The following is a 26,732-nucleotide window of genomic DNA, read 5'->3' on the forward strand; positions in this document are numbered from 1 at the left end:
ATGGTTGTACTAAACAAGATTTACACCCGAACAGGCGACAGCGGGGACACAGCGCTTGGAAACGGAGCAAGGGTTGCAAAACACTCTGCACGGGTAAATGCCTATGGCACCGTCGACGAAACCAATGCCACGGTCGGCATGGCCCGCCTGCACGCAACCGGTGATCTGGCCGAAGCCCTGTCCCGTATCCAGAATGATCTGTTCGATCTCGGTGCCGATTTGTGTCGCCCCGAAATGGAAAAAGACGCGGATGCGGAATACCCCCCCCTGCGGGTCAATGACGAACAGGTGGACCGGCTGGAACGCGAAATCGACGGGATGAACAGCGACCTTTCGCCCCTGCGCAGCTTTATCCTGCCCGGTGGCTCGGCTTTGGCAGCCCATCTGCACCTGTGCCGGACCGTGTCGCGACGGGCCGAGCGGCTGGCGGTCGAACTGTCTACCGTCGAAAGCGTGAACCCTGCGGCGGTAAAATATCTGAACCGTCTGTCGGACTGGTTTTTTGTGGCCGGACGGGTCGAGAACAATAACGGTGCGGATGATATTTTATGGGTGCCCGGTGCGAACCGCTAGGAAATTCACAGCGCTCCGCGCGGGGATATTTGAAGAAAATGGACCCGCAGGCAGCGGTGTATACCACGGTCCGGCCGTGGTTTTCGCTGCGTTACGGAACGTTTTCGCCATAATAACTTGGCGTAAAACGCGGCCGCCGCGTCGATTTATCTCTATCGTTACTGACAGGTTTTTCGTAAATCCATTCGGGACGATTCTTAATCCTGCTCCAATCCCGGAGCAATACAAACAGGAGAAACGCATATGAAGGTACTGGTACCTGTCAAACGCGTGATCGACTATAACGTGAAAGTCCGCGTGAAAGCGGACGGCAGCGGTGTTGATCTGGCGAATGTCAAAATGTCCATGAACCCTTTCGACGAAATCGCTGTAGAAGAAGCGATCCGTCTGAAAGAGGCTGGCAAAGCAGAGGAAATCGTAGCGGTTTCCATCGGCGTCAAGCAATCCCAAGAGACCCTGCGTACAGCGCTGGCGATGGGTGCAGACCGCGCGATTCTGGTTGTGGCTGCGGATGATGTTCACACAGACATCGAGCCTCTGGCCGTTGCAAAAATCCTGAAAGCCGTGATCGACGAAGAACAGCCCGGTCTGGTTCTCGCAGGCAAACAGGCGATCGACAACGACATGAACGCGACAGGCCAGATGCTGGCTGCGCTGACAGGTTGGTCCCAAGGCACATTTGCTTCCGAGCTGGACATTGATGGCGACCAAGCCACCGTGACCCGCGAAGTAGACGGCGGCCTGCAGACCATCAAGATCAAGATGCCTGCGATTGTTACTGTTGACCTGCGTTTGAACGAGCCGCGTTATGCGTCCCTGCCAAACATCATGAAAGCCAAGAAGAAGCCGCTGGACGAGAAAACAGCTGCTGATTACGACGTGGATGTGACACCTCGTCTGACTGTTGTCAGCACCGCTGAACCTGCTGCGCGCGCGGCTGGTGTGATGGTTGCCGATGTGGCCGAACTGGTTGCGAAACTCAAAGACGAAGCGGGGGTTATCTAATGGCTGTACTTCTTCTTGCCGAAATCAACGATGGCGAGCTTGCGCTGGACCAGACTGCCAAGGCAGTTTCTGCGGCGACGTCTCTTGGTGAAGTAACTGTTCTGGCTTGTGGCGCAACCTGCGCGGATGCCGCTGCCGAAGCTGGTAAAATCGCAGGCGTGTCCAAAGTGCTTTGCGCCGAGGATGCGATCTACGGTCACCGTCTGGCCGAAGCCACTGCCGATCTGATCGTTTCCCTTGCTGGCGATTACAGCCACATCGTAGCCCCTGCCACAACAGACGCCAAAAATATCCTGCCCCGCGTTGCGGCCCTGCTGGATGCAATGGTGATTTCCGATGTGACCGGCGTTGTGGATGCTGACACATTCGAGCGTCCGATCTATGCGGGCAACGCGATCCAGACTGTAAAATCAGGCGACGAAAAGAAGGTTATCACCTTCCGCACCGCCGGTTTTGATGCAGCTGGCGACGGCGGTTCTGCCTCTGTTGAAACCATCGCAGCAGCAGGCGGCAACGACCTGTCCGAATGGGTTGAAGACAAGGTTCAGGAATCCGACCGCCCCGACCTGACATCTGCGAAGATCGTCGTGTCCGGTGGTCGTGGTGTTGGCTCCGAAGAAAGCTTTGCCATCATCGAAGCGCTGGCTGACAAGCTCGGTGCGGCTGTTGGCGCCTCTCGCGCTGCGGTGGATTCAGGCTATGCCCCGAACGACTGGCAGGTTGGTCAGACAGGTAAGGTGGTTGCACCGGATCTTTATATCGCTTGCGGTATCTCCGGCGCCATCCAGCACCTTGCAGGGATGAAAGACTCCAAAGTGATCGTTGCGATCAACAAAGACGAAGAAGCCCCGATCTTCCAGGTTGCGGATTACGGCCTTGTGGCCGACCTCTTCGACGCTGTGCCAGCGCTGACAGAAGCGCTCTGATCCGGTATCAAATGTTTTGGAAAAGCCCGCCCCTGTGGCGGGCTTTTTCGTTCGCGGGGATGACGTGGCGTTTTCTCCCCAGATCGAACAGGCGCGGCTAGGCTGGGGCAAACAGCCAGAACCAACAGAGGCCCGCCATGCATATCGACCCGACCCGCGCCCAGTTCGACGCCTTCAAATCCCTGCCACGGGACCAGCCTGTCAGCATGTTGAATCTCGTGAAACTGCGAGAACAAGCGCAATACAAGGACGGGCGGAAAGCGACAGGCGAAGAAGCCTATAAATCCTACGGTGCGGAGAGCGGCCCGATCTTTGCCCGCGTTGGCGGAGAGATCATCTGGCGCGGCAGCCCGAAGGGAATGCTGATCGGGCCTGACAATGAAAGCTGGGATATTGCCTTTATCGCCCGTTATCCCACGCTTGGCGCATTTCTGGAGATGGTCACTGACCCCGCCTATCAGGCGATCGTCTTTCACCGGCAGGCCGCTGTGGCCGACAGCCGCCTGATCCCCCATCACGAGTTGGAGGGCGGCACCGGTTTCGGCTGAGCAATCGCTTGAAGCTTTCCGCGCAATGTGTAGATTGCTGCGCAGCAGCATAGAGGAAGCTTCATGGAAATCAAAACAGTCAGCGTGATCGGTGCAGGCCAGATGGGCAACGGCATCGCCCATGTTTTCGCACTCGCCGGTTATCAGGTGCGCCTGTACGACATCTCGCGTGAGGCACTGGACGCAGGCATGGCCGCGATCAGCAAGAACCTGGACCGTGCGATTGCCCGCTCCCTGATCACCGAAGATGACAAAGCCCGCACGCTAAAAAACCTCTCACCCGTCAGCACGCTTCAGGAATGTGGCGATGTGGATCTGGTGATCGAAGCCGCAACAGAGCGGGAAGCCATCAAACAGGCGATCTTCGAGGATCTTCTACCGCACCTGCGCAAGAACACCATCCTGACCTCGAACACGTCGTCCATTTCCATCACACGTCTGGCATCGCGCACGGACCGCCCCGAACAATTCATGGGTCTGCACTTCATGAATCCGGTGCCTGTGATGCAACTGGTCGAACTGATCCGCGGGATTGCCACGGACGAAGAAACCTTCCGCGCTGTGGAAGATGTGGTCGCCAAGATCGGCAAGACCAGCAGCACCGCCGAAGACTTCCCTGCCTTTATCGTGAACCGCATCCTGATGCCGATGATCAACGAAGCGATTTACACCCTGTACGAAGGCGTCGGGAACGTGAAGTCGATTGATACGTCGATGAAGCTCGGGGCCAATCACCCTATGGGGCCGCTGGAACTGGCGGATTTCATCGGGCTGGATACCTGTCTGGCGATTATGAACGTTCTGCATGACGGTCTGGCCGACACAAAATACCGCCCCTGCCCGCTGCTGACCAAATACGTTGAGGCCGGATGGCTAGGTCGCAAATCCAAACGCGGCTTTTACGACTATCGCGGGGACGAGCCGGTTCCGACCCGCTAATCCGCCGCGCTACGCTTTAAACCTGTCGCTGTGCAATGGTACAGGGACAGGAAAAGCGGCAATCATGCTGCAATGACACGCCGGACCCGTGCCGGTTGCGCCCCGATTGGACCGGGGGCTGAGGAGGAACTGCAATGACTGAAGATACCGAACGCCACGCGATGAAAATGGCAAAGAAAAAGGCCGCCCGCGACAAGATCATGGCCACCAAGACCGAAAAGAAGGGTCTGGTGATTGTTCACACCGGCAAGGGCAAGGGGAAATCCTCGGCTGCTTTCGGGATGATCTTCCGCTGCATCGCCCATGACATGAAATGCGGCGTTGTGCAGTTCATCAAAGGCGGCATGAGCACGGGCGAGCGGGATTTGATCCTGTCAAAATTCACCGACATCTGTTCTTTCCACACAATGGGCGAGGGCTTTACCTGGGAAACACAGGACAAGACCCGCGACACGGAAATGGCGCAGGCCGCTTGGGAACAGGCCAAGACCCTGATCCGCGACGAAAGCAATCACATGGTGCTGCTCGACGAGATCAACATCGCCTTGCGCTATGACTATATCGATGTGAACGAAGTGGTGGAGTTCCTTACCAACGAGAAACCGGAAATGACCCATGTGGTTCTGACCGGACGCAATGCCAAGGAAGAATTGATTGAACTGGCTGATCTGGTGACGGAAATGGAACTGGTGAAACACCCGTTCCGCTCTGGTATCAAGGCGCAGATCGGCGTGGAATACTAACGCCGTCCTATGTTTCACGGGGCTGTTTCACGGCAAGCGTTTTACGTGAAACAATCGCTCAAAGCATTTCAGGATAAACCGGGCGCCGGATGGTGCGAATATTCTCCATCCGGTCAATGTAGTAATTATCATCGTCGTAGGCGTTTGAAAGCGCCTCTACCAGCTCCACCGGCCAGACATCCGGCACGAAATCAACCGCCTTGGCCGGAAATTTTTCCTCAAACTTATGCGCCAGTTTGCGCAGTTTAGGCTCTTCACTGGTCGGATGCTCTGCCAGATACGCCTGCATCAGCATGGCCCCTTTCAGAGACATTTCCGGCTGGGCGTTGCCCTCTGCCGCCACAAGATCCTCTTTGTTGCCCACGCCTGAAAACGCCTGTGCCACGCTGCGCCAGATGTAGGGGAAATCCTCGTAGGACCAGACGGTCAAGGGCAGTTCGCTTTCCTTGCCCTGTACACGGTGCAGATATTCGGACCAGCGCAGGTCCGAAGGGTCGGACTGATAGGCGAAATCCTGAAAGCTCTGTTTCGGATCGGCCTGCACCACCAGATTGTAACAGGCCGGCAGAAAACTCGCCGGATTGCGTGTCGCAAAGTAAAGCTGCACCTTGTCAGCCCCCACCAGACGGGTCAGTTGAACGGCGGTGGAACTGCCGCGTGGATAAAGCGTGCCTTCTTTTGTCGGACGCATCCACGAGCCGCTGATCGCCGGACGGATGACCAGAAGCCGCTTGCAGGCCACACCGCCGGACAGTTCGGCCATCAGCGTTGCAGCTGTGGTTTCATCGGCATTGCCCTTGCGCAAAGCCTTGATCGCAGCATTCACTGCGACTTCGGCAATTTCTGCGGCGGGCATGATAATACCCTGCTCTGCTAACAGATCGCTGTTCTGCTCCAGATGGGCCCGCAACTGTTCCTGTGCAGTTTGATGGGCGCCATATAAGATGCGAAGTTCCAATGGATATTCCTGTTCACTGGGTCCGGCGGCCTCAGCTGCAAAAGTTAATGGTTCGTCTCGCCCCGTTCAATGGTGAAAAAGAACTCCTCCTCAGGGCCTTTCGCGACCACCTCGTCGGGCACGCAATCTGGTCCGTTCAGAAACACATTTGCTCCGAAATGGGAATGGAGCCTTGAAAGTTTACGCAGGCGCGGGCCGGTCAGTTCCTTGTAAAAGATGGTATATTTCTCTGTCTCGCGCAACGCGTCAATCTTGGCGCGGTGCCGTTTTACAGCTTCCGCATGAATCGCCGCGATTTCGGGATCGGCCAGCAGCTTGTCATACTCCACCCGCAGCTTGGGCAACATCCGCTTGATCGAGGTTTCCTCTTCGGCGTTGTTGTTCATGCGGAACCAATAGGCCAGCCCCTGATCTCGGTCTACATGGTTTACCCGCCCGCGGTCCCGTTTGACCAAGAAGCTTTCGGCACTGCGCACGGCGTAGTGGTTCAGCGACACCAGATCATAGCCGTAAGTGTCCGTCGTGGAACGCCACGCATTGCGATAGATGTCCTTGGGCAACCGTTTTCCAGAGCCGTTGACCCAGTTGATCTGCTCCCAAAGCTGCGGGTTCAGACCTTTGGGGCGGTGCACCCCCATCTTTTTGAACAGGCCAACGTTCTGGTAGAGCGTTTTGAACCCCCACGCCTGATGGGGCTTATTGGCAAACTCCGGTGCGCAGCGGTCAAACCGTTCGGTAATCAGCTCGTCGCGGTATTCGTCCACGTCAGCATTGCCGAACAACCGCCAAGTCATTGCGATCATATTGGCGTCAGGCACTGCCTTGAACAGCGCATCAAGCGTCCCGTCCCCGCATTTGATGTTGATGAACTCGTCCACATCCATGCAGACCAGCCAGCCCGCCTTTTGCATGACCTCTTCGCTTTCGGCGGCTTGCAAGGCTGCGTGCTGGGGTTTCAAACCGCTTTCCTTAAACGGGTTGTCCCGATGCTGCACCAGCCCGCGCTTTTGCAGCAGGTCCAGCATGGTGTCGGTTCCGTCCGTACAATCGTTGGTATAGACCAGAAAATCGTCAAACCCGATGGCGCGGTGATAGGCCAGCCACTCCAGAATGAACGGACCTTCATTCTTCATACAAGTGACAATCGCCGCGCGGCCCCGTCCGGCGTCTTTCTCCGGCTTGATTTCGGGCATGCGAACCGGCTTGGCGCCAAAGCGTATGCGGGCCAGTTCTATAAGGGGTTTATGTTCTACGAGGCTGGATTTCGGGACAATCTTTGCCACAGATGGCGTCGGGTGGCGCAGGGACATATAGCGATAGAACAGGCGCACGGCTTTTACATCCGTGGCCACATTGCCCACGCGGATAAGCCGCCAGATCGCGCTGTCACTGGCCTGCGCAGGCGCAATACACCACCGCTGCTTCAGCTTTCGCGCATCAAATTGCACACAGATATGATCCCCGAACGTCGCGGGCGCGTTCTTGCGGGTGCGCCACGGATACACATGCCGTCCGGCCAGTGGAATACAGCCCGAAGGGGCCGCGACCGCCGCATCAAACAAGGTCTCAGACCCCTCGCCTTCGACCATCAAATCATAAACGTCGATATTTGCAACCGCACGGGCCGCCCCCAGAAAACGGTTGCGGATTTGCTCGTAGATCAGAACCTCCCGCAGGGGTGCTGCCCAAGGGTCGGACGGGGGGATTTCCATGCGGTCCTTGCCAGGCGCATCAGGTGCGCAGAAGGGATGGGATTCCGCAGGGCGATCAGGATGGCCAAGCGGCGTTGCCCCGTCAAGCAGCAGCACAGTGCAGGGCTGTGGCAGGTTCTTCACCCCGTCCCGCAGCTTGCGAAGAAACCCCTTGTCAGTTCCTGGCGCAGCCCGATCCAGTATAACCGCCCCCTGCAAGCCGTGGTGGTTGACGTGGTAAGCCAGCCAGTCCAGCACCGCGCCGGCGGTTTCGCCGTTGCGAATCGACACAAAGCAGTTCTTCTGGCCAAAAATTTCCGTTTCCTGCGGTGCCGGATCAATCACAACCGGCGTGTCGGCAAAGACCATCTTAAGCGGCCCCGTGCTTGATTCTGCTTCGCAGGTCCACCACATCGCCCCGCCGATGCTACGGGTTTCTAGAACGCGCATCCCTTCGCCGGGAAACACCCGCAGCGTGTCTGCGTCGCTGCGAAAGAACAGCTGCACGATGCGTTTGCCATCGCGGATTTGCGAAACCGCGTCCAGCAGGACAATCCCTTCAGCCTCAACCACGCCAAGGCTGCGTTGGATCAACTTGTTTCCGGCGGGATTACCCATTGTATTGCATCGCTTTAATCTGGTGTTGGATATAAATCTGCGCCCGCCTCCGTGGCGGTGGTGTGCTGCCCGCCAGCAGGCCAAGCCGCCAGATCAGCCGGATATTGTCCAGATCTTCAAGCATCCGGTCAATCCGCCGCTGGTGTTCCGCACCACAAGCAGCGTGAAGCCGCGCCACATCAGGCAGGGCGCAGAGCTGGTCGCGCTGCAGCGTTGTCATTGGGGCCATCCGCGCGATGCTGTCGTCCGTTACCGTGTTAAAATTCCGTTCCGCCCAATAGGACAGGTCAATGGCGCGATCCATGTGGTTGGGCAGACCCCGCTGCGCCTTGAGCATGAATTCCTGCGCCGAGCGCACAGAATAGTGGTTCAGATAGGCAATCGGCGCATCGGTGTCTAACAGACCGTAGAGCGAGATTGCCTTGTCGTTGGCCGCCACCCCTTCGGGCAGGGGCTGGCCGCTGGACACAAACCAGCGCGGCACGCGGTCTTTCTTGTTGCGCGGGCGATGCACCCCAAGCTGGCGAAAGGATTTCGGGCGGAATAGCGTCTTGTAAAGATTGGCCAGTGGATAGTGGATGTCCCGTGGCGCGGCCTGCACAAACCGTTCTGTCACCGGTGCAGTGTCAAACCGTTCCTGCCCCGCCGCCCCGAACAGCCGCCACGGAAAGGCAATCGCCTCGGCATCCGGCAGGGTCGCCACCAAGTCTTTCAGGCTTTTATGAGGTTCGGGCAGGTTCAGATATTCGTCGCAATCAAAGAACATCACCCAATCCGCAGATTTCACCAGCGGATGGGTTTTGGCAATGTTCAGCGCCTGCCATTGCACGGTTTTCTCTGCGGTATAGTCGAACGGCAAATGGGTGATCCGTCCGTCAGCGGCCAGAGCCTGCAACAGCTCCGCACTCCCGTCATCGCAATCATGGGTCAGCACCAGCATGTGATCGAACCCTGAAGCCAGATGATGGGCCAGCCAGTCCACCACATATGGACCCTCGTTGCGCAGACAGGTAACGCCGAGAAGACCGCTCATGTGGATTGCTCCGATTCCAGACGCTTGCGCCGGTTGCGAAAGGCTTTTTGCAACTTGGGAACCCAGACATCGCGGCCCCGCCGCCGCATGTAATTTTCCATCTGTGTCTTGTAGAGATACACCGCCCCGCGATTGCGGATCATCCGGGCAAAGCCTTCGGCATCCAGCGTGCCGATGACACCTTCCCCCATCACGGGTTTCAGCGCGCCAAGCCTGCGCAGAAACAGGGCAGAGCGATGGCCAAAGCCGTAGGCCCGCAGATGCACAACATTGTCACCCGTCAAACGGGCCGCATGTTGGCTGTCAGTGGGTTCGTAAGGATCATAAATCACATAGACCTTGCCAGCGGCTTCCAACCCCGCCGCCCCGTCCGCGTAAGGCAGGGACCAGTCGTATTCCTTCCCCTTGGCGTAGCGGTTTTCCCAAGGGGCAAGATCTTCAATCAGGGTGGATTGCGGGCTGAAGGCGATCACGTTCGCCCCGGGTATAAGGGCGGAAAATACCAGTGCACCAAAGCCCCCCATAGAGGCCCCTGCCAGCGTGACATAGTTGAACTGCGCAAAGAACCCGTCGTCCCGCAGCTTTTCCAGTCGGGCAATCAACCGTTCATCGCGAAACCAGCTTGGCCCCTGCGCAAAAATCCCGAGATGGGACCAGTTGTTATAATTGCAAAACCCCGAGGCCCAAGCTTCACGGTCATAGCCGTCATGTCCGGCCTCTGCCAGATTGTCGAAGGTGATAACAAGCTGCCCGAGGCTGCGCTCTACATAGCACAGGGAATGGCTGCCGAGTTTTTCATAAAAGCCGTCCCGTTCTCCGTCCGGATAGATGTCACGGTACCAGTCGGGGATTATCCCCCGCTCGACCTCCCGTTCCATCTCTTCGGATTGGATTTCTTCAGACATGGGAATTACCGTTTCTGGACAACCATCAACTGGTCTTTCCGGGATTTGTTAAAACCGACCTGATAAATAAAACATCCCGAAATATGTTCCCTCAGGGCGTTCAATTCGTCCGCGATTACAGCGTCGGAATGGCTGAATGCGCCGTCTTTCTGATAGCCGTAGAACAGATCGGCGGTCTTGGTGAAACCCGGCTTTTCCATATGCTTGGGCTGCCAGCGCAGGTTTTCGATGGTGTAAAACCCGCCCGACGCCAGTTTCGGGAACAGCTCCAGAAACGCAAATTGCTGGTGATGGGACGCATGGCTGGCGTCATCCACGATAATATCCATCTGCGGCAGGTCTTTGACCGCAGCGTTGATATTTTCACGGCTGTCCATATCGCAATTCACATAGGTAAAGCGCGGATCATCAAGCCAGCTGAAATCCGAAATATCCAGACCGTAAACCTGCGCTTTCGGGAAATATTCCAGCCACATGCGGACGGAAGGGGCATCATTGGTGATCCGCTCTGCCGCGACTTCATGTTCGGGCCCGCTGTTCAGCAGCCCCATTTCCAGCAGGTTCAGCTTGCGCCCGCGCAGGGGCAGGAACAGCATCTGGTAAAGTTCCGTGTAGCGGTGTTTCGCAGAGCCTTTGTCCGTGCTGTATTTATTGGCGATGTCGGTCAGATTAACCTGCCCGATACCCGCCCGCGCTGAAGGGTCCAGCGGCGCCACCTTGGAGGCAGCGGGTGCTACGGGTTTCTTCGGCTTGGCGGGTTTCTCTGCCGGTTTGGCCTTGGCTTCCGATTTTACTTTCGCACCTTTGGGCGCTTTCGCTGCCGCCTGTTGCGCCTTTGACATCGGCAACGGTGCCTGCGCAGGGTCGATACCGTGCTTTTTGATCAACTGCCCCAGCAGGCTTTTTGGGTGGGGTTCGCCGCCTTCCTTTTCCACCAGACGGGCCCGCATCCGGCGGCCGTATAGATGGATGGAATAGGTGTTTTCGGTCACATAAGGTGTGGTGTCAAAGTTGCGCTTTAGCATCATCCGGCGGTCTTTGTAGGTGAAAGGATAAAGCCCTTCCTGCGGCAGGGCGTATTTTGCCTCGCCGGTTTTGTGCAGGAAATGCGTCACCGCATGGGGGCCCCAAACACCCCAGGGCTGTTCGGAGGCGTGGACCGGATTACCGGCATCGCGGGCTTCTTCCAGTTCGCGGGTGTAGTCATCACCGTACCATGTGGGAATTGCGAATTCATCCGCCGTAAACTCCAGCAATTCGCGCAGGGTTTCACTGTCCGACGGCAGGCCGAGCACACCACCGTTGATGTGTTTGTCCGATTCCCAACCGTAGAAATGGCCGTTCGGCGTTTCAAACCGCTTCATGCAATAGGCATCGGTATCCGCCCAGATGGTATCCTTGTTCTGCTCGAGCATCTTGTAGCGGAACAGATCGGAGTGCAGCGCAGGTGAACCTGTGCGGGCATGGGCCAGAAAATCGGTTCGGGGCAGAACCTCAGCCGCATCGGCGAGCTCCATACCATCGGGTACATTCCGCAAGGGTCCATAGTGGTAAAGCTTCACGTGATGGCCTGCATCCACAAAGGATTTCAGGCACAACTGTTCCAGAAAGCTGAGACTGCCTTCCATCCACAATGCTGCAATTTGATAGTCTTTGCCTGCCACGATGCTGTCCCTTTGTAGACCTTTGGTTCTTGTTTTCCATACCATAAACGGCACGGCAGCATGGTACAATCACACAGCCATTACCAGCGCCAATATGGCTGTTAATGTTGTAATAAGGCAAAACCGTGAACAAACTGTCGCTTGCGCAAAAAGGCTGGACATATGTGTTTGTCATCGTATGTGAGGGCAAACAAAAAAGGAAAGACCATGGCTGACCCGAAACTCCTTGTCATTTGCGGCTCTTTGCGCGCCGGATCACTGAACCGGAAGCTGTTGGATCTGGCTGTTAACGCCTTCGGTCCTGCAGAAGTGACCTATGCCAACATCCGCTTCCCGCTCTATGACGGCGATCTGGAAGACGCAGAAGGTATTCCGGCTGCGGTACAGACCCTCCATGCTCAAATGCAGGACGCGGATGCGATTGTGATTGCGACGCCGGAATACAATGGCAACATCTCGGGAGTGCTGAAAAATGCGCTGGATTGGGTCAGCCGCGTGAAACCGATGCCAATGGGGAACACGCCTGTGGCTATCATGTCCGCCACCGGCGGGCGGACCGGCGGCGTAATGACACAGAACTCCCTACGCCAGTGTTTGACACCCTTCCAGCCAATGGTTCTGCAAGGTCCCCCCGTCGCCGTAGCACTGGCCGCAGGTGCTTTCGAGGAAGATGGGACGTTAAAGGATGAACGCTATACCAAAGCGGTACAAAAGCTGATGGACAAGCTGCGCGCGATCATCTGAACGGCGGGGAATGAAAGGTTCCCACCGAACCGACGCACTGCACCCTCTTGTATTTTGGAATCGTTCCCCGGAATCAATGAAGCGTCTTTCTTGACGCTTCATTTTTGCAGGTTCATCTGCGCAACTGTCAGACGCGCTTTAGGCGCACGTTTATATTGCAACCCGTGCAGGATCAGAAAGCGCAGCTTCTCAAGCTCGTCCGCCCCCAACTGGTCCAGATAGACGGCGCGGTTCCCGTCCAGTTCGAAATCCGTTCCGAATGCCGTGGCGAAATTGCTGATGATACTGCTTTGGCAATGGGCGAAGATCGCGGCCAGTCCCGTTTTCCCAATCCCCAACCGTAGACTGCTACCCTGTTTCACCAGATAGGCCGGCTGCCCCCAACGCAGGGTTTCCGTGACGGTGCCAGCCTCGACCGAAGCGGCACAGTCCAGAATAAGTTGCCGTACCAGCATTAACTTCTCCCGCTCGACTGCGGGAAAACTGTCGTAGACGGCCTGAACCTCTGGTGGGGGCAATCGGGTCATGTTGAATTCCTTTTTCCGCCATACCAACACAGACCTGCTGTCAACTTCTGTCAGCATTATGTAGTATCCCATTAATATGGCAAAATCCGAACGCATACTCCAGTTGATGCAGCTTTTACGGCTGCTCCCCCCACCGGTGCAGGCGGCGCAACTGTCTGCCGAACTTGGTGTATCGCTGCGCACGGTTTATCGTGACGTGGACAGTCTGCGCCGTGCGGGGGCGATCATCGACGGGGCGGCGGGCTTTGGCTACACACTGGTCGAAGATACAGCCATGCCGCCGATGCTGTTCAACACGGACGAAACCGAAGCGCTGGTGCTTGGACTGCGCGAAGTGATTGAAATCGGCGATCCGGTCCTTGCGGATGCGGCCCGAAACGCGTTGGCCAAACTGGCAGCGAGCCTGCCGGACCGCCTGTCACGCCAGATGCAGAACAGCGTGCTGAGCGCAAAACGCTTTCACAGCCGCCCCGAGATCACCGTCGATGTGGCCACGATCCGACAGGCCGCCCGCGATGAACAGGCAATTCATATCCATTACGGCGATGCCAAGGGCGCGCAGACCGAACGCACAATCTGGCCCCTGTCGATAATCTTTATGGACCAGACTTTGATGCTGCTGGCGAAATGCCAGCTCCGGCAGGACTTTCGCGCTTTTCGTGTAGACCGGATCCGGAAACTGTCCCTGACCGATCAATCCTTCCGCCCACATCGCACAAGCCTGTTGCGGGATGCGCTGGCCACCATCGAGTCTGAAGAGGCAACAGATCGCCCACCACCCTATCGCGCGTAATTCTTCTTTTGAAAAAGGGTTTTCCCCGTTATGCTTGGCAAAAAATAGGGCGATCAGAGCAGGAGCATCGCATGCTAAAATACGGATTAAAATTTGTGGCCGCACTGGCGTTTATTCCCAGTCTGGCTTTCGGAGCCGCTGTGGAGACATCTCCGCCGCCACCAGCCAAACCGGATCAGGGGGTCCTGATGGCGCAAACACAATCGGGCTTTGAACAATGGGTGCGCAGTTTCAAGGCGCGCGCGCTGGCGAACGGGATCTCATCGCGCACTTACGACCGCGCGTTTCAAGGCGTTAGGCTGAATTCGCGGGTCATCGCATCCGACCGCAAACAGGCAGAATTCTCACGCGAGATCTGGGATTATCTGGACACCGCCACTTCTCCGAAACGGGTCAAGAATGGCAAGGCGATGGTGCGCAAGCACAAATCCAAACTGCGCCGGATCGAAAACACTTACGGGGTGGAATGGTCCGTGGTTGTTGCCATTTGGGGGCTCGAGAGTTCCTACGGTGAGAACATGGGCGATATCAATATCATCGAGGCGCTGGCCACCCTTGCCTATGAAGGGCGCCGCCGGAAGTTCGGAGAACAGCAACTCCTGACTGCCTTGAAGATTATTCAAAACGGCGACATCACCCCGAACCGGATGATGGGCAGCTGGGCCGGTGCAATGGGTCATACGCAGTTCATCCCCACCAGCTATGACGCGCTGGCGGTGGATTTCACCGGCGACGGCAAACGGGATGTCTGGGACCAGCGCGATCCGTCCGATGCGCTGGCATCCACCGCAAATTACCTGCGCCGCAACGGTTGGGTCAAAGGGCAGCCTTGGGGCATCGAAGTTCAGCTGCCCAGAGGCTTTAACTATGGCAATGCCTCTTTGAAAGTGAAAGCAACGCCGGCCCGCTGGACCGAACTTGGCGTGCGCACAATGTCGGGCGGGAAAATCCCGAACTACGGCAGTGCAGCCATCCTGCTTCCTGCAGGTGCAGACGGTCCGGCCTTTGCGGTATTCAAAAACTTCTTCGTCATCAAGCGCTACAACAATGCCAATTCCTACGCGATGGCGGTGGGGCATCTAGCGGACAAAATCAACGGCGGCGGCGAATTTATACGGGACTGGCCCCGTGGTCCGGGTGCATTGCGCCTGCCCGAAAAGCTGGAGGTACAGGAACTGCTGATCAAGGCGGGCTACGATATTGGCGAACCTGACGGGATCATCGGCCCTAAAACTCTGGATGCAATCAGTGATGTGCAGCGCCGTGCCGGACGCCAGCCTACAGGTAAGGCGGATCAGGAAGTTCTGAAATTCCTCCGCCAAGCCATTCGCTAAGCCGGAAATTTGCAACAAGCCTTCAAACGCGCGGCATACCCTGCCGCGCGTTTTTGCTTCTGGCTAAGCTTCGGCACGGGAGCAAAGCCAGTTCTTTACTGTCTCTACTGCGGGATTAACGGCCCGACGGCGTTGCGACAGAAGATAGAAATCCTGCGCGCCATTCATCGTATCCGGCACCACCTGAACCAAAGCACCACTCGCAAGCTCCCGCTCCACAAGGAACCGGCTGACGAGCGCAACACCCTGCCCTGAAACAGCCGCGTCAATCGCAAGGGCCGTCTGGCTCATCCGCAAGCTTCTTTTGGATTTATCCGCTGCCCCGAGGTGATCCAGAAACTCCGGCCAAAGATCATGGGCATCGTGCAGCTTTGCTGCCTGCGCCAGCGCGTCCCCACGAAACGGCACAGTCATATCCGCGACGAAAGACGGGGCGGCCACCGCAATAATCTGTTGTTTGAAAAGCCTTATAGCCTCTATCGCGGCACCGAAAGGCGGGCTGGCCTGCCGCACGGCAATATCTATGCCATCCCCATGGAAACTGGAGGTTTTTTCAGTAGCAAGTACACGCAGGTCAATCTCGGGGTGGCTTTTGGAAAACTCGGGCAGGTTCGGGATCAGCCATTTTGCGGCAAAGGTCGGCGTGACGCTGACCAGCACCTTTCCGGGCTCAGGGCGCAGAACTTCAGTGGCGGCGCGCAACTCGGCGAAGGCTGCGGCGATCCGGTTGTGATAGGCCCGCCCCGCCGCCGTGAAAGCCACACCTTTGGACTGTCGCTCAAACACAGCAACGCCGAGATGAGACTCCAGCAAACGCACCTGCTGCGCCACAGCGCCTTGGGTCACGCCCATCTCTTCTGCGGCAGCCCGAAAGTTTAGATGCCGGCCGGCAGCTTCAAAAGCGCGCAGCGCGTTCAAGGGTGGAAGATTGCTCATCTGCCAATAGTATTTCTACAGTCTCAAAAGATCAATTCTGGCGTGAACGGACACCGGCAACAAAGTAAACCGATACTAACAGTTACCAGAGAAAGTCATTGCCATGACACATGTTCCACTTTGCACAAGCGACGCCAATGGGCCACGACAGGTTGCACAGCCTTCGCGGTCCGGTCACGACCGTGCAGCCTTCTTGATCAAGTGGGGCGCCTCGGTGATCCAGATACTCGGTTATACGGCTACTGGTTTTGGCTGGACACCGTGGAACCTCTATCTCTTTCTCGCCGGTGTGCTTGGCTGGTTTCTGGTCGGCATACTTTGGAACGATCGGGCAATCATGTTAATCCACATCGTGGCATTAGGTGCGATGCTTGCTGGAATGAGCCGCGCCTGAGTCCCTGTCCTGAAACTGCAACATGTCCTGCTGGATCACGTCTTGTCCAGTTCGGACAGGTCTAGCCCCTTTTTCACCGCGAACTCCCGTGCCGCACGGGCGTTTTCCGCAGCACCGATCAAGTGACCGGCCACTGTGCGCAGCAGGCTGGTGGCAACATTGGTATCGTTCTCTATCACAGCCAGAAGCTCTGACGCACCGATCCGCAGGAACAACGACTCCTCGAGCGCGATCAGGTCCATCGCCCGTTTTTCGTTGAGAATGATGGCCAAATCTCCGATCAGGCGGCCCGGTTCGATTTCGGATATCAAGCGGTTTTCGTCACCTTCAATGTCCCAGTAAAGCCCTGCCTTGCCTTTCACGCAGAGATAGGCCGCATCCGGTGCCTGATCCCGTGCAAAAATAACCTGTCCCGCCCTCGCCGGAAACCACTGCGCACTAAACGCGAGTAGTCTTTGCTGTTTCTGGTCGAGATTGGCGAAGAGACCGGTTTGTGCCACCACCCGCAGCTTGCGTTTAAGATCCTGCTTCGCGTCTTCATCTGCCGGTTCCTCGGCCCGCCGCACACCGTCGATGCGCCCGTCCACGATCTCGACATATAGGTCGTAAAGGTCTGGGTTGGAGAAATGGTTCTCGATGAAAATCTTCGTGGTGTCAGGCATCAACTTGCCGATACGCTCGCGCATTTGCGCCCGTTTGGCGGAATCATGACTTGCCAGCGCATTACCAAGGATCAGAATATCAGGCTTCTTCAATCCGGCACGGCTAAACGCGATGCGCTCGCGGAAGACCCGGGGCAGGTTCTGGCCCCCCGGACCCGTGACCAGATCATAGATTGATTGGGCCGCGAGACGCCGCAATCCGTGTTCGTTCAGCACCTCGACGACAAGATCTTCAACCTCCCGTTCGCGGGCACCGGCCATTCGCGAGATCCGCCCGAAGATTGCATTCCCGAGCACTGACATGACCGGCATGTACCGGCTCGGGTGGATGGTTTCGAACAACCCTTCAAGTTCGGCAACCATATGCTCGGCATTCTGCATGCGGATATCAAGAACCCGCTTCTTGAAGCTTTCCTTAAAGGCAGGCCCGATCTGTTCGGCGCTAAAGGCAAAGGGTACGGTCAGCATCAAGGCAAACTCTTCCGGCGTCAGCGCGTCATTGCCTTGCCGACGTCGCTTTTTCGTGACCATGCGCAGCTTGTGATAAAGCGCATCTTCCATATTCAATTGCCGGAACAGCGGGTGGTCTGTCGCATCTTCGCCAAAGGTGGTTGCAATCCCCTCGATCAGGCTGGCGGACATCTCCGCCACTTCATCTACAATATTTTCCTTTTTCAGGATGCTGAAAAATTTGCTCTGCTCTGCAAGATTTTCCTGCGTCAGCATCCGCGTTGGCACCGCATAAAGCAGGTTGCTGCCCAGTGGCGACACGGGGTTAAATTTGTTGGGATCGAAATGGTGCACAATATCCCCGAGCCCGGCCTGCTCCAGTCGGCGGGCGATTTCGGGGCGCAGTTCCACAATCTTTTCGGCCAGTTCGCTCTGATTTACGGGATCAAGCCGGTGACGCAATGCGCGGCGAACCATGAACTCGTCAATCCCCATAGCTTCGCCCAGATTGAACCACCAGTCGCGGATCTCATCCTCGCTCTTGAACCCCGCCAGCGCAGGATCAAGCCAGTTCACCCCAAGCGGATCGTCACTGTTTCCTGCGCGGCGCGCCTCTTCCTGCCAGCGGTACATCTCGGGTGGTACATCGCTGTCAATCAAGGGTTTCCGGCGGAACGGCATCAGCAGATTATCCCCCATCGTCCCCTGAAAAATCTGGGGGACGGGGCTGGCATAGCCAATACGGTTTGCCACGACGGTTTGATGCAGGCTGTTCAGGTCGTGCCCGGCCACCCGCACCCTGCCCCGCGCCGGAACAACCTCCCGCGTTAGAAGATCGGCAAAGGCCAGCGCGGCGGTTTCGTTGGTTGTCTGAATCGCCACCCGCGCGCCTTTGGGAATGGTCAGATTGATGTCTTCCAGAACAATATCACCAGAGTCATCGCGCACCGTAACATCGTTCAGTTCGATATCGCCTTTCAGGCTCGGGATGGAGTCGGGCTCGCCCTCAAACAGGCTGTCATCAACCAGCGTTTTCGGCGCAAAACGTTCCGTTACAATCTCCCAGCGCAGCCCCATATCCTGCACCTGATTGTAATAGGTCAGCAGTTCCTTCCAAGGGGATGATAAATCCTTATAGGCCGCAAGGGCTGCCACCAGCGCGCCCACAGTGATCTGCCCTTTGATCGCCAGATAGCCGCCAACCGAATAGAAAAAGAACGGCGTCAGCTGATTGATGAAGTTGTTCAGAAACTTCATGAAGAATTTTTTCTGGTAGATATCGAAACGAATATCAAACAGCTTTCCCAACCGGTCCGAGAACTGCGCCGCACGGTAGCGCAAGCCCCCGTTGGTCCGAATGTCACTGACACCTGCAGCAGTATCCCCGATGTCGGAAGCCAGATGGCGCACTTCTTCGATACGGGATTTGTTCAGCAGGTTGATCTGTCGTTGCAGTCTCGGAATCAGCCACGCCTGCAGCGGGATCAGCGCCACAGAGGCCAGCCCGAACCAAAAGCTTTGGGCGAAGAGGAAGGCCAGAATGGTGATCATCTGCCCTGCCTGAAAAACCGGCTGGGAAATCATATCCCCCATAAGGCCGCCCATCGGCTCGGCTTCTGATGTGACCATCGCCACCAGTTCGCCCTGGCTTGTCTGGCGGAAGTAGGGGCGCGGAAACCGCATCATTCGGGTCAGAAGCTGGAAACGGAACCGGCGCAAAAGCCGCTCTGCAAGCACACCTTTCATGGTGTTAAGCCGCATTTTCAGCAATCCGTTGGCCAGCACCGCGATCAGAAAGCCGAAACACAGGATCATCAGAAACTGGGTCTGGGTGAAGGTAAAGCCGAAGTAGGTTATATCCTCGCCACTGCCACCAATCGCGTCATTGATAATCCGCTTTGGCAGTTCGAGACTGATGTAAAGGACAGGAAAAGTTATTATTGTCAGCGCCAGTAATAGCAACTGACTGCGTTTGGAGTACTTCCAGATGTATCGAAACAGGCTTTTTTCCATCAGGGAATCCCTTAAGCGGCGGTGGCCGACTAACAAGACACAGGTCGCAGAGCCCCCCAAACAAGGGACACTTTACCTGATCAGCAGAACAGAGCAATCAAACGGTTGCGTGAACTATGGTTTACCCCAGTCCGCGCTCATCATTTCGCGCAGGCGACTGGCGGTACGTTCGAATTCGAATGCGCCCTCGCCCTCCTCGTAGAGCTTTTCCGGTATGGTTGCTGCACTGGCGATTAGTTTGGTTCGCGCCTCATAAAGGGCATCGACCAGCGTGACAAACCTTTTCGCCTCGTTGTTGTTGGCACGGCCCAACCTTGGAATATCCTTGAGGATCAGTACGCGGATTGCCTCAACGATAGCAAGGTAATCTCCCGGACCAAGCGGCTGGCCGCAAAGATCGCGAAACGTCGCCATGGCGACACCGTTATGATAGGCAGGCAGGCGAATTTCACGGGATTTGTGGTGCAGCACCAACGGCTCCGCCTTGCTGCCCGCCACATCCGTCCAGACCCGCTGGATCGCCATTTCTGCCGCGTTGTCTATCGGCGTAAAATAGGTCTTGTGGCCTTGCAGACGGTTCTGGCGATGGTCCGTCTCACTGTCGAGGTTGTAGACTTCCATCCGCTGTTTGATCAGTTCGATAAACGGCAGGAACAGGTTCCGGTTCAGCCCGTTTTTATAGAGATCGTCAGGATGCCGGTTTGATGTGGTTACGATCACAACGCCGGCCTCGAACAGCTTTTCAAACAAGCGGCCAACAATCATCGCATCCGTAATGTCGGTAATTTGCATCTCGTCAAAACACAGGACACGGGCGGATTTGATGACCTCTGCTGCCACCGGATCTATCGCATCTTCCACACCGTTCTTGCGGGCTTCGTGCATCAGGTTGTGGATTTCCTGCATGAAAGCATGAAAATGGACGCGACGTTTTTTCGGCTCTTCCAGAGAGTCAAAGAACAGGTCCATCAACATGGACTTGCCCCGCCCGACCCCGCCATAGAGGTAGAGCCCGCGCACCGGTTCAACCGACTTGGAAAACAGGCCACGCAGGCCTTTTTTCGCTGTGCCAGAGGACAGACGTGCCGCAACATCCTCAAACAGTTTCAACACGGCGAGTTGCGCCGGATCCTCGTGCAGGGCACCGCTGGAAACCCGCTTTTTATAAATATCCGTGATGCTGCCCATTACAATTCTGCCCTTGCACAGATTGGTCGATTTTGCTCTGTCACCCCTAACAAGACGCCACGGGCTGCGCAACGCAGTATGGATTCCGATGAAACAACAATCTCAACCACTGTTTACCCCGATCCTGATCGCCGGGTGTCTGATCCTGATGACCGGATTTTCCCTGCGGGCCAGTTTTGGTGTCTTCCAGATTCCAATTGCCACGGAATTCGGCTGGCTCCGTTCCGAGTTTTCCATGGCCATTGCCATTCAGAACCTTGCATGGGGCATCGGCCAGCCCATATTCGGCGCAATTGCTGAAAAATTCGGGGACAGGAAAGCCATTTTCTTGGGCGTGCTCTGCTATGCTGCGGGATTGTTGCTCAGCAGCACTGCCACCACTCCCGGCGCGCACCAGCTTTACGAGATCATCATCGGCTTTGGTATTGCAGGCACCGGCTTTGGCGTCATTCTGGCGGTCATCGGACGGGCCGCCAGCGACGAGAACCGCTCTCTGACGCTGGGCATCGGGACGGCGGCAGGGTCTTTGGGACAAGTGATCGGCCCGCCGCTGGCTGCGATCCTGCTGGCCTATATGAACTGGTCGCAGGTTTTTGTGATCTTTGCCGCGATCATCATGATGGTTCTGTTGCTGTTGCCCATGCTGCGAGCACCCGAAGCCGCCAACACCGCAGAACTGGAAGAGACCATGTCCCAGATCCTGCTCAAAGCCTTCAAGGACCCGTCTTATTCGCTGATTTTTCTCGGGTTCTTTTCCTGCGGCTTTCAACTGGCCTTTATCACCGCCCATTTTCCCGCATTCGTGACCGAGATGTGTGGCCCCATCGGACAGGACAGCCTTCTGGCCGGAATGGGGATTACCAGCACCTCTGCACTCGGCGCGGTATCCATCGGGGTGATCGGGCTGGCCAATATCATCGGGACGGTTACGGCGGGTCTGCTGGGCAAACGGCTGAGCAAGAAATACCTGCTGACCTATATCTACATTGGCCGGACCGTGCTGGCCGCATGGTTCATCCTGACGCCCATTACGCCCGTGACCGTGCTGATGTTCAGCTTTCTGATGGGGCTGTTGTGGCTGGCCACCGTGCCGCTGACCTCGGGGCTGGTGGGTCATATCTACGGGATGCGTTACATGGGAACACTCTACGGGATCATCTTCTTCAGCCACCAGCTTGGCGGTTTTCTCGGCGTCTGGCTGGGCGGTGCCCTTTATGATCTTTATGGCAATTACAACATGGTCTGGTGGGTGGGCGTCGGTGTCGGCGCGTTTTCCGCCATCGTGCATCTGCCGGTGAAGGAAATACCGCTAAAGCTGCGCGCCTCTGCAGCGGCGGGCTGAGTATTTTCAGAACATTAAAGCCGGTGGCGGGTTAAGAACCGATATGCTGTTTGCCGCGTTTTTCGGCTAGGGCCACCTGTTTCTGACGTTCGCGAAAGCGTTCCTTACGCTCTTCGGAGTGGCTGTCGATACACTGGTGGCAGGAGACGCCTTTTTCATACTCGGGACGCGCGAAATCTTCGGGCGCCAGAGGCATCCGGCAGGCATAGCAGAGTTCGTATTTACCCTCTTCCAGCCCGTGTTTCACGGATACGCGGCTGTCAAAAACAAAGCATTCGCCGTTCCAGGTGCTGTTCTCTTCCGGCACATTTTCCAGATATTTCAGAATGCCGCCTTTGAGGTGATAAACGTCCTCGACGCCCTCGTTCAGCAGGAAATTGGTGGATTTCTCGCAGCGGATGCCGCCAGTGCAAAACATGGCCACTTTCTTGTTGTGGAAGCGGTCCTTGTTTTCTTCCCACCATGCAGGAAATTCGCCAAAGGATTTGGTTTTCGGGTCTACGGCACCTTCAAACGTGCCGATGGCGACCTCGTAATCGTTGCGGGTGTCGATCACCACCACATCGTCGCAGGTGATCAGATCGTTCCAGTCCTGTGCTTCAACGTAGTTTCCCACATTAACGGTCGGGTCCACATCGGGCTGACCCATTGTGACGATCTCTTTTTTCAGTTTTACCTTCATGCGCAGGAAAGGCATTTCCGAAGCAAAACTTTCCTTGTGTTCAAAATCCGCGCAGCCCGGCAAGCTGCGAATGTGGGCGAGCACAGCGTCAATTCCGGCCCGTGGCCCGGCAATCGTGCCGTTGATCCCTTCAAAGGCCAGCAGCAGCGATCCTTTGACGCCTCCCGCATCGCAGACAGCCTGAAGCGGCGCTTGCAAGGATTTGTAATCCTCAAAACGGGTGAAATGGTACAGGGCTGCGACAACGATCTTTGACATGGCGCGCATATAGCCTTGTCTGGCAGGAAATTCCAGTGGCAAAGCAGCGCGGTTGACGAAGCGCCCGCCGCACCACATAAATTCGGGATAACAGGGAGACAGCCATGCTACAGGCCACAAGCACCGCTTTGATTATGATCGACATACAGAATGATTTCTGTCCGGGCGGGAGCCTTGCCGTGGAAGGCGGAGACCAGATTATCGAGACTGTGAATGCCCTGCAGGACGATTATCCCGTCCGTGTGCTCACGCAGGACTGGCATCCGGCGGATCACAGTTCGTTTGCGGATAATCACGAAGGCGCAGCCCCTTTCAGCATGACGGAAATGCCCTATGGCCCTCAGGTGCTCTGGCCACGACACTGTGTGCAGGGCACAGCAGGGGCAGCGTTTAAAAGCGGATTGGACACAGACAAGGCAGACCTGATTATCCGCAAAGGCTATAATCCGAAAATCGACAGCTATTCCGCCTTCTTCGAGAATGACCACAAAACCCCGACCGGACTGGAAGGGTACCTGCGGGAGCGGGGTGTCAAAAAACTGGTGATGGTCGGGCTGGCAACAGATTTCTGCGTCCGCTTTTCCGCAGTCGACGCCGTGAAACTCGGGTTTCAGGTTACGGTACTTCAGGACGCCTGCCGCGCCATCGATATGGACGGCTCTCTTGCGGTTGCACTTGAAGAAATGGACAGCCTCGGCGTGTTGCTCAAGTAGGTCGGGCTTCAGCCCGACATCCACCCCGACACACCCCCGACAGGCTGGACAAGCTGCCAAACCCCTGTTTTAACACAGTTCGGACAACCGGAGCCCGTATTATGGTCGATATCGCCACCAGAGTTTATAACCACAAATGGAAGATCGACCCGATCGTCCGCTCCCTGATCGACACGGATTTCTACAAACTGCTGATGTGCCAATCGGTATTCCGGTACAAACCGGACGCCCAAGTCACCTTCAGTCTGATCAACCGGACCAAAACCATCCGGCTCGCGGATATTGTAGACGAAGGCGTATTGCGCGAGCAATTGGACCATGTCCGCTCCTTGCGGCTTTCACGGGGGGAAAGCACCTGGCTGCGGGGCAATATGTTCTACGGCAAGCGGCAGATGTTCCGTTCCGATTTTATGGAGTGGTTCGAAAAGCTGCAACTGCCCCCTTATCACCTAGAGAAAGTGGACGGACAGTATGAACTGACCTTTGAAGGGTCATGGCCCGAAGTCATGCTTTGGGAGATTTCTGCACTGTCCATCCTTATGGAACTGCGCTCTCGTGCGGTGCTTAAGGGCATGGGCAAGTTCGAGTTGCAGGTCCTTTATGCCCGCGCCATGACCAAACTGTGGGAAAAGATCGAGCGACTGCGCGAGGTAGAACACCTGAACGTTGCAGATTTTGGCACACGGCGCCGGCACTCTTTCATGTGGCAGGACTGGTGTGTGCAGGCCATGCACGAAGGATTGGGCGAACGTTTCACAGGTACATCAAACTGCCTGATCGCCATGCGCCGGGAGGTTGAGGCGATCGGGACCAACGCCCACGAATTGCCCATGGTATATTCCGCGCTGGCTGATAGCGACGAAGAACTGGCGCAAGCCCCCTATCAGGTTCTGGCGGACTGGCAGGACGAACACGACAGCAACCTGCTGATAATGCTGCCGGACACCTACGGAACCGAAGGGTTTCTGGCGCGCGCGCCCGAATGGCTCGACAAATGGACCGGTATCCGCATTGACAGCGGCGATCCGGCCACGGGTGCAGAACTGGCGATCAACTGGTGGAAATCCCGCGGGCAGGATCCCCGCGAAAAGCGGATTATCTTCTCTGACGGGCTGGACGATTACAAGATCATCGAACTGGCAAACCAATTCAACGGCCGTGTGCGTGTCGCATTTGGCTGGGGCACCATGCTGACCAACGACTTTCGCGGACTGGTACCGGATGATGCGCTGGCGCCGTTTTCGCTGGTGTGTAAGGCGGTTGCGGCCAACGGGCGCCCGACAGTGAAACTGTCGGACAACCCCCGCAAGGCAATGGGACCGGCCGATGAGATTGCGCGTTACAAACGGGTTTTCGGCGTTGGCGAGCAGACAGAGATGGACGTGGTTGTGTAACCTCGGGGGTTACTCTTCCACCTTGCCACGCAGTTTTTTTACCGCGCCCCGCTGCTTCTTGCCTTCCAGACGGCGGCGTTTACTGCCAAGCGTGGGGCGGGTCTTGATCCGGCGTTTGGGCACTTCGGTGGCTTTCCGGATCAGTTCTGCCAGTTTCTCGCGGGCGTCATCGCGGTTCATCTGCTGGCTGCGGTGGGATTCCGATGTGACGATTACCGCTCCATCCTTTGTCCAGCGCCGCCCCGCCAGCCGTTTCAGCCGCGCTTTCACAGCGCCGGTCAGGTTCGGAGACCGTTCTGCCTCAAAGCGCAATTCCACCGCGCTTGAGGTTTTATTCACATGTTGCCCCCCGGGCCCCGACGCCCGGTGAAAGCTTTCGGTGAGTTCCCATTCCTCAATTGTAATGCTATCGTTGATGTACATTGTTTAAGCCGCGCTGCCCTTTGTTTCGCTACGCATTCACGCGTCTTTCGTTCCATGAAACCACATCACTTTATTGATAACAACCGTGTGTGGTCGCAGTGCAGAACCGCTCCTACATGTAATCCATCGCAAGACGGAAACGAAAGGAATGAGACATGAAAACGCTTATTACAACAACAGCAGCTGCAGCAATCATGGCATCGGTAACTGCCGTACATGCACAAGATAACGACAACGCACGTTACGATGCTATTACACCGGAAACCGAACTGAACGATACCAACGTCAAGATTGACGACAATGCACGCTACGATTCAGTGACACCAGACCAAAAACTGAACGATACAACGGCAACCGTACAATCTAACGAGCGGTACAAGGCAGTGACTCCGGGTACAGAAGAAGATGTATCCCGCAACTCGGGCACAGAATTTGAACGTTTGAACGGTCACTCCGACGAACACATGACACGTTCTGAATACTTGAAAGAAACACTTCGCTAATATCTGGCGACTTAGTTCAAATAGGCCGGTCCATCAGGACCGGCCTTTTTTGTGCAATCAGTTGTTTGCCAGAACACCGTCTTCAGCTGTAGCGGCTTCATATTCGGACGGGTCGATCATTCCGTCTTCATTTGTATCAATGTCAGCAAAAATTTCAGCATCGACTTCTGCATGTCCGGCAACGAATTCTTCCATGCTCAGAACACCATCAGCATCTGTGTCCAGTTCGGCCAGATCTGCGGCCTGCGCAAGCGAAGCCGTAGCAAGGATAGCTGCAAGGGTCATTGTCAGTTTACGCATCTTAATCTCCATTTATTCAGTCCGGAGCAACGCTTCTTGCGTGCTCTACAGATCAAGACGTTTTCGAAGGCTTCTTTATTCCATTGATTGTTTTGCAACGGCGGAAAATGGCTCAGGCTGGTGATGGTTTGGAAATCCGGGGATCGCACTTGAACAAAGAAAAGGGCCGGTCCAACCGGACCGACCCTTTCTGCTGATCATCAAGGGAGGGGATATCAGCTTTTCGCCAGCACGCCATCTTCTGCTGTGGCAGCTTCATATTCCGAAGGATCAATCAGACCATCCTCGTTAGTGTCAACTTCGGTAAAGACAGCCGGATCAACACCTTCATGTCCAGCTGTGAATTCTTCCACGCTCAGGGCGCCATCGGCGTTCGTGTCCATTTCGGCCAAATCCGCAGCTTGTGCAAAGGAAGCAGTGGCAAGGATGGCGGCGAAGGTCATTGTTGTTTTACGCATTGGTATAACTCCTGT

Annotated in this window: 27 protein-coding genes; 14 read left to right on the forward strand and 13 right to left on the reverse strand. The window is 56.3% G+C overall.

The window, feature by feature from the left end; genetic code table 11:
• The 6 genes from C0U40_RS18485 (at position 1) to cobO (ending at position 4,734) form a co-directional block, all read left to right on the forward strand.
• Positions 1–573 carry a cob(I)yrinic acid a,c-diamide adenosyltransferase gene (locus tag C0U40_RS18485; protein WP_101657278.1) on the forward strand — a complete coding sequence of 191 codons (573 nt, stop codon included), beginning with the start codon at positions 1–3 and terminating at the stop codon, positions 571–573.
• A gap of 243 nt (positions 574–816) precedes the next feature.
• Positions 817–1,578, forward strand: a complete 762-nt coding sequence (locus C0U40_RS18490; protein WP_101657279.1) for an electron transfer flavoprotein subunit beta/FixA family protein — start codon at positions 817–819, stop codon at positions 1,576–1,578.
• Positions 1,578–2,504 (forward strand): electron transfer flavoprotein subunit alpha/FixB family protein, encoded by a 927-nt coding sequence (locus tag C0U40_RS18495; protein ID WP_101657280.1) that lies wholly within the window; start codon positions 1,578–1,580, stop codon positions 2,502–2,504. Before C0U40_RS18490 ends, C0U40_RS18495 begins: the two co-directional genes overlap by 1 nt.
• Positions 2,505–2,641: 137 nt before the next feature.
• Positions 2,642–3,052, forward strand: coding sequence for a DUF1330 domain-containing protein (locus C0U40_RS18500; protein WP_101657281.1), 411 nt, complete (start codon positions 2,642–2,644; stop codon positions 3,050–3,052).
• Between the two features lie 63 nt (positions 3,053–3,115).
• On the forward strand, positions 3,116–3,991 hold the full coding sequence (locus C0U40_RS18505) for a 3-hydroxybutyryl-CoA dehydrogenase (protein ID WP_101657282.1): 876 nt from the start codon (positions 3,116–3,118) through the stop codon (positions 3,989–3,991).
• A gap of 134 nt (positions 3,992–4,125) precedes the next feature.
• The gene (gene cobO, locus C0U40_RS18510) at positions 4,126–4,734 is read left to right on the forward strand and encodes a cob(I)yrinic acid a,c-diamide adenosyltransferase (protein ID WP_101657283.1); all 609 of its coding nucleotides are present in this window, start codon (positions 4,126–4,128) and stop codon (positions 4,732–4,734) included.
• Between the two features lie 58 nt (positions 4,735–4,792).
• Here cobO and C0U40_RS18515 read toward each other — a convergent pair whose 3' ends face one another.
• The 5 genes from C0U40_RS18515 to C0U40_RS20370 are packed head-to-tail and all read right to left on the reverse strand — an operon-like array spanning position 4,793 to position 11,603.
• Positions 4,793–5,692 (reverse strand): hypothetical protein, encoded by a 900-nt coding sequence (locus tag C0U40_RS18515; RefSeq protein ID WP_101657284.1) that lies wholly within the window; start codon positions 5,690–5,692, stop codon positions 4,793–4,795.
• A gap of 44 nt (positions 5,693–5,736) precedes the next feature.
• Positions 5,737–7,977 (reverse strand): glycosyltransferase family 2 protein, encoded by a 2,241-nt coding sequence (locus C0U40_RS18520; protein WP_353616053.1) that lies wholly within the window; start codon positions 7,975–7,977, stop codon positions 5,737–5,739.
• A 16-nt stretch (positions 7,978–7,993) separates the two neighbouring features.
• A complete protein-coding gene (locus tag C0U40_RS18525) occupies positions 7,994–9,034 on the reverse strand; it encodes a glycosyltransferase family 2 protein (RefSeq protein ID WP_101657286.1) in 1,041 nt (346 codons plus the stop codon).
• Positions 9,031–9,939, reverse strand: a complete 909-nt coding sequence (locus tag C0U40_RS18530; protein WP_101657287.1) for a hypothetical protein — start codon at positions 9,937–9,939, stop codon at positions 9,031–9,033. Before C0U40_RS18530 ends, C0U40_RS18525 begins: the two co-directional genes overlap by 4 nt.
• Before the next feature lie 5 nt (positions 9,940–9,944).
• Positions 9,945–11,603 (reverse strand): hypothetical protein, encoded by a 1,659-nt coding sequence (locus C0U40_RS20370; protein WP_286135112.1) that lies wholly within the window; start codon positions 11,601–11,603, stop codon positions 9,945–9,947.
• Between the two features lie 207 nt (positions 11,604–11,810).
• Here C0U40_RS20370 and C0U40_RS18545 point away from each other — a divergent pair, with 207 nt between their 5' ends.
• Positions 11,811–12,347 carry an NADPH-dependent FMN reductase gene (locus C0U40_RS18545; RefSeq protein ID WP_101657288.1) on the forward strand — a complete coding sequence of 179 codons (537 nt, stop codon included), beginning with the start codon at positions 11,811–11,813 and terminating at the stop codon, positions 12,345–12,347.
• Positions 12,348–12,445: 98 nt separating this feature from the next.
• Here the strand turns inward: C0U40_RS18545 and C0U40_RS18550 are convergent, their stop codons facing one another.
• Complete coding sequence (locus C0U40_RS18550; protein ID WP_145991958.1) at positions 12,446–12,874, reverse strand: DUF1801 domain-containing protein; 429 nt, start codon at positions 12,872–12,874, stop codon at positions 12,446–12,448.
• Between the two features lie 76 nt (positions 12,875–12,950).
• Between C0U40_RS18550 and C0U40_RS18555 the strand changes: the two genes are divergently transcribed.
• Both C0U40_RS18555 and C0U40_RS18560 read left to right on the forward strand, forming a co-directional pair.
• Positions 12,951–13,667 (forward strand): helix-turn-helix transcriptional regulator, encoded by a 717-nt coding sequence (locus tag C0U40_RS18555; protein WP_101657290.1) that lies wholly within the window; start codon positions 12,951–12,953, stop codon positions 13,665–13,667.
• 71 nt (positions 13,668–13,738) lie between these two features.
• A complete protein-coding gene (locus C0U40_RS18560) occupies positions 13,739–15,001 on the forward strand; it encodes a lytic murein transglycosylase (RefSeq protein WP_286135113.1) in 1,263 nt (420 codons plus the stop codon).
• Positions 15,002–15,064: 63 nt separating this feature from the next.
• Here C0U40_RS18560 and C0U40_RS18565 read toward each other — a convergent pair whose 3' ends face one another.
• On the reverse strand, positions 15,065–15,937 hold the full coding sequence (locus C0U40_RS18565; protein WP_101657291.1) for a LysR substrate-binding domain-containing protein: 873 nt from the start codon (positions 15,935–15,937) through the stop codon (positions 15,065–15,067).
• 103 nt (positions 15,938–16,040) lie between these two features.
• On the opposite strand from C0U40_RS18565, the gene C0U40_RS18570 reads away from it, so the two are divergent.
• On the forward strand, positions 16,041–16,331 hold the full coding sequence (locus tag C0U40_RS18570; RefSeq protein WP_286135114.1) for a DUF6552 family protein: 291 nt from the start codon (positions 16,041–16,043) through the stop codon (positions 16,329–16,331).
• Between the two features lie 35 nt (positions 16,332–16,366).
• Here C0U40_RS18570 and C0U40_RS18575 read toward each other — a convergent pair whose 3' ends face one another.
• Positions 16,367–19,456 carry an ABC transporter transmembrane domain-containing protein gene (locus tag C0U40_RS18575; protein ID WP_101657292.1) on the reverse strand — a complete coding sequence of 1,030 codons (3,090 nt, stop codon included), beginning with the start codon at positions 19,454–19,456 and terminating at the stop codon, positions 16,367–16,369.
• 114 nt (positions 19,457–19,570) lie between these two features.
• Positions 19,571–20,644, reverse strand: coding sequence for a cell division protein ZapE (gene zapE / locus C0U40_RS18580; RefSeq protein ID WP_101657293.1), 1,074 nt, complete (start codon positions 20,642–20,644; stop codon positions 19,571–19,573).
• 88 nt (positions 20,645–20,732) lie between these two features.
• Here zapE and C0U40_RS18585 point away from each other — a divergent pair, with 88 nt between their 5' ends.
• A complete protein-coding gene (locus tag C0U40_RS18585) occupies positions 20,733–21,986 on the forward strand; it encodes an MFS transporter (RefSeq protein ID WP_101657294.1) in 1,254 nt (417 codons plus the stop codon).
• 31 nt (positions 21,987–22,017) lie between these two features.
• On the opposite strand, the gene C0U40_RS18590 is transcribed toward C0U40_RS18585, so the two are convergent.
• Positions 22,018–22,926 carry a rhodanese-related sulfurtransferase gene (locus C0U40_RS18590; protein ID WP_101657379.1) on the reverse strand — a complete coding sequence of 303 codons (909 nt, stop codon included), beginning with the start codon at positions 22,924–22,926 and terminating at the stop codon, positions 22,018–22,020.
• Positions 22,927–23,030: 104 nt separating this feature from the next.
• Between C0U40_RS18590 and pncA the strand changes: the two genes are divergently transcribed.
• Both pncA and pncB read left to right on the forward strand, forming a co-directional pair.
• A complete protein-coding gene (pncA, locus tag C0U40_RS18595) occupies positions 23,031–23,639 on the forward strand; it encodes a bifunctional nicotinamidase/pyrazinamidase (protein WP_101657295.1) in 609 nt (202 codons plus the stop codon).
• Between the two features lie 101 nt (positions 23,640–23,740).
• A complete protein-coding gene (gene pncB, locus C0U40_RS18600) occupies positions 23,741–25,033 on the forward strand; it encodes a nicotinate phosphoribosyltransferase (protein ID WP_101657296.1) in 1,293 nt (430 codons plus the stop codon).
• Between the two features lie 9 nt (positions 25,034–25,042).
• Here pncB and arfB read toward each other — a convergent pair whose 3' ends face one another.
• On the reverse strand, positions 25,043–25,456 hold the full coding sequence (gene arfB / locus C0U40_RS18605; RefSeq protein WP_101657297.1) for an alternative ribosome rescue aminoacyl-tRNA hydrolase ArfB: 414 nt from the start codon (positions 25,454–25,456) through the stop codon (positions 25,043–25,045).
• Positions 25,457–25,611: 155 nt separating this feature from the next.
• Between arfB and C0U40_RS18610 the strand changes: the two genes are divergently transcribed.
• Positions 25,612–25,959 carry a hypothetical protein gene (locus C0U40_RS18610; protein ID WP_101657298.1) on the forward strand — a complete coding sequence of 116 codons (348 nt, stop codon included), beginning with the start codon at positions 25,612–25,614 and terminating at the stop codon, positions 25,957–25,959.
• Between the two features lie 57 nt (positions 25,960–26,016).
• Here C0U40_RS18610 and C0U40_RS18615 read toward each other — a convergent pair whose 3' ends face one another.
• On the reverse strand, positions 26,017–26,259 hold the full coding sequence (locus C0U40_RS18615; RefSeq protein WP_101657380.1) for a calcium-binding protein: 243 nt from the start codon (positions 26,257–26,259) through the stop codon (positions 26,017–26,019).
• A gap of 215 nt (positions 26,260–26,474) precedes the next feature.
• Entirely contained in the window at positions 26,475–26,717 is a 243-nt protein-coding gene (locus tag C0U40_RS18620; RefSeq protein WP_101657299.1) for an EF-hand domain-containing protein, read from the reverse strand.
• Positions 26,718–26,732: the final 15 nt, after the last annotated feature.

Origin of the sequence: Neptunicoccus cionae, assembly GCF_002860325.1 — a bacterium.
GTDB classification, from domain to species: domain Bacteria; phylum Pseudomonadota; class Alphaproteobacteria; order Rhodobacterales; family Rhodobacteraceae; genus Amylibacter; species Amylibacter lutimaris.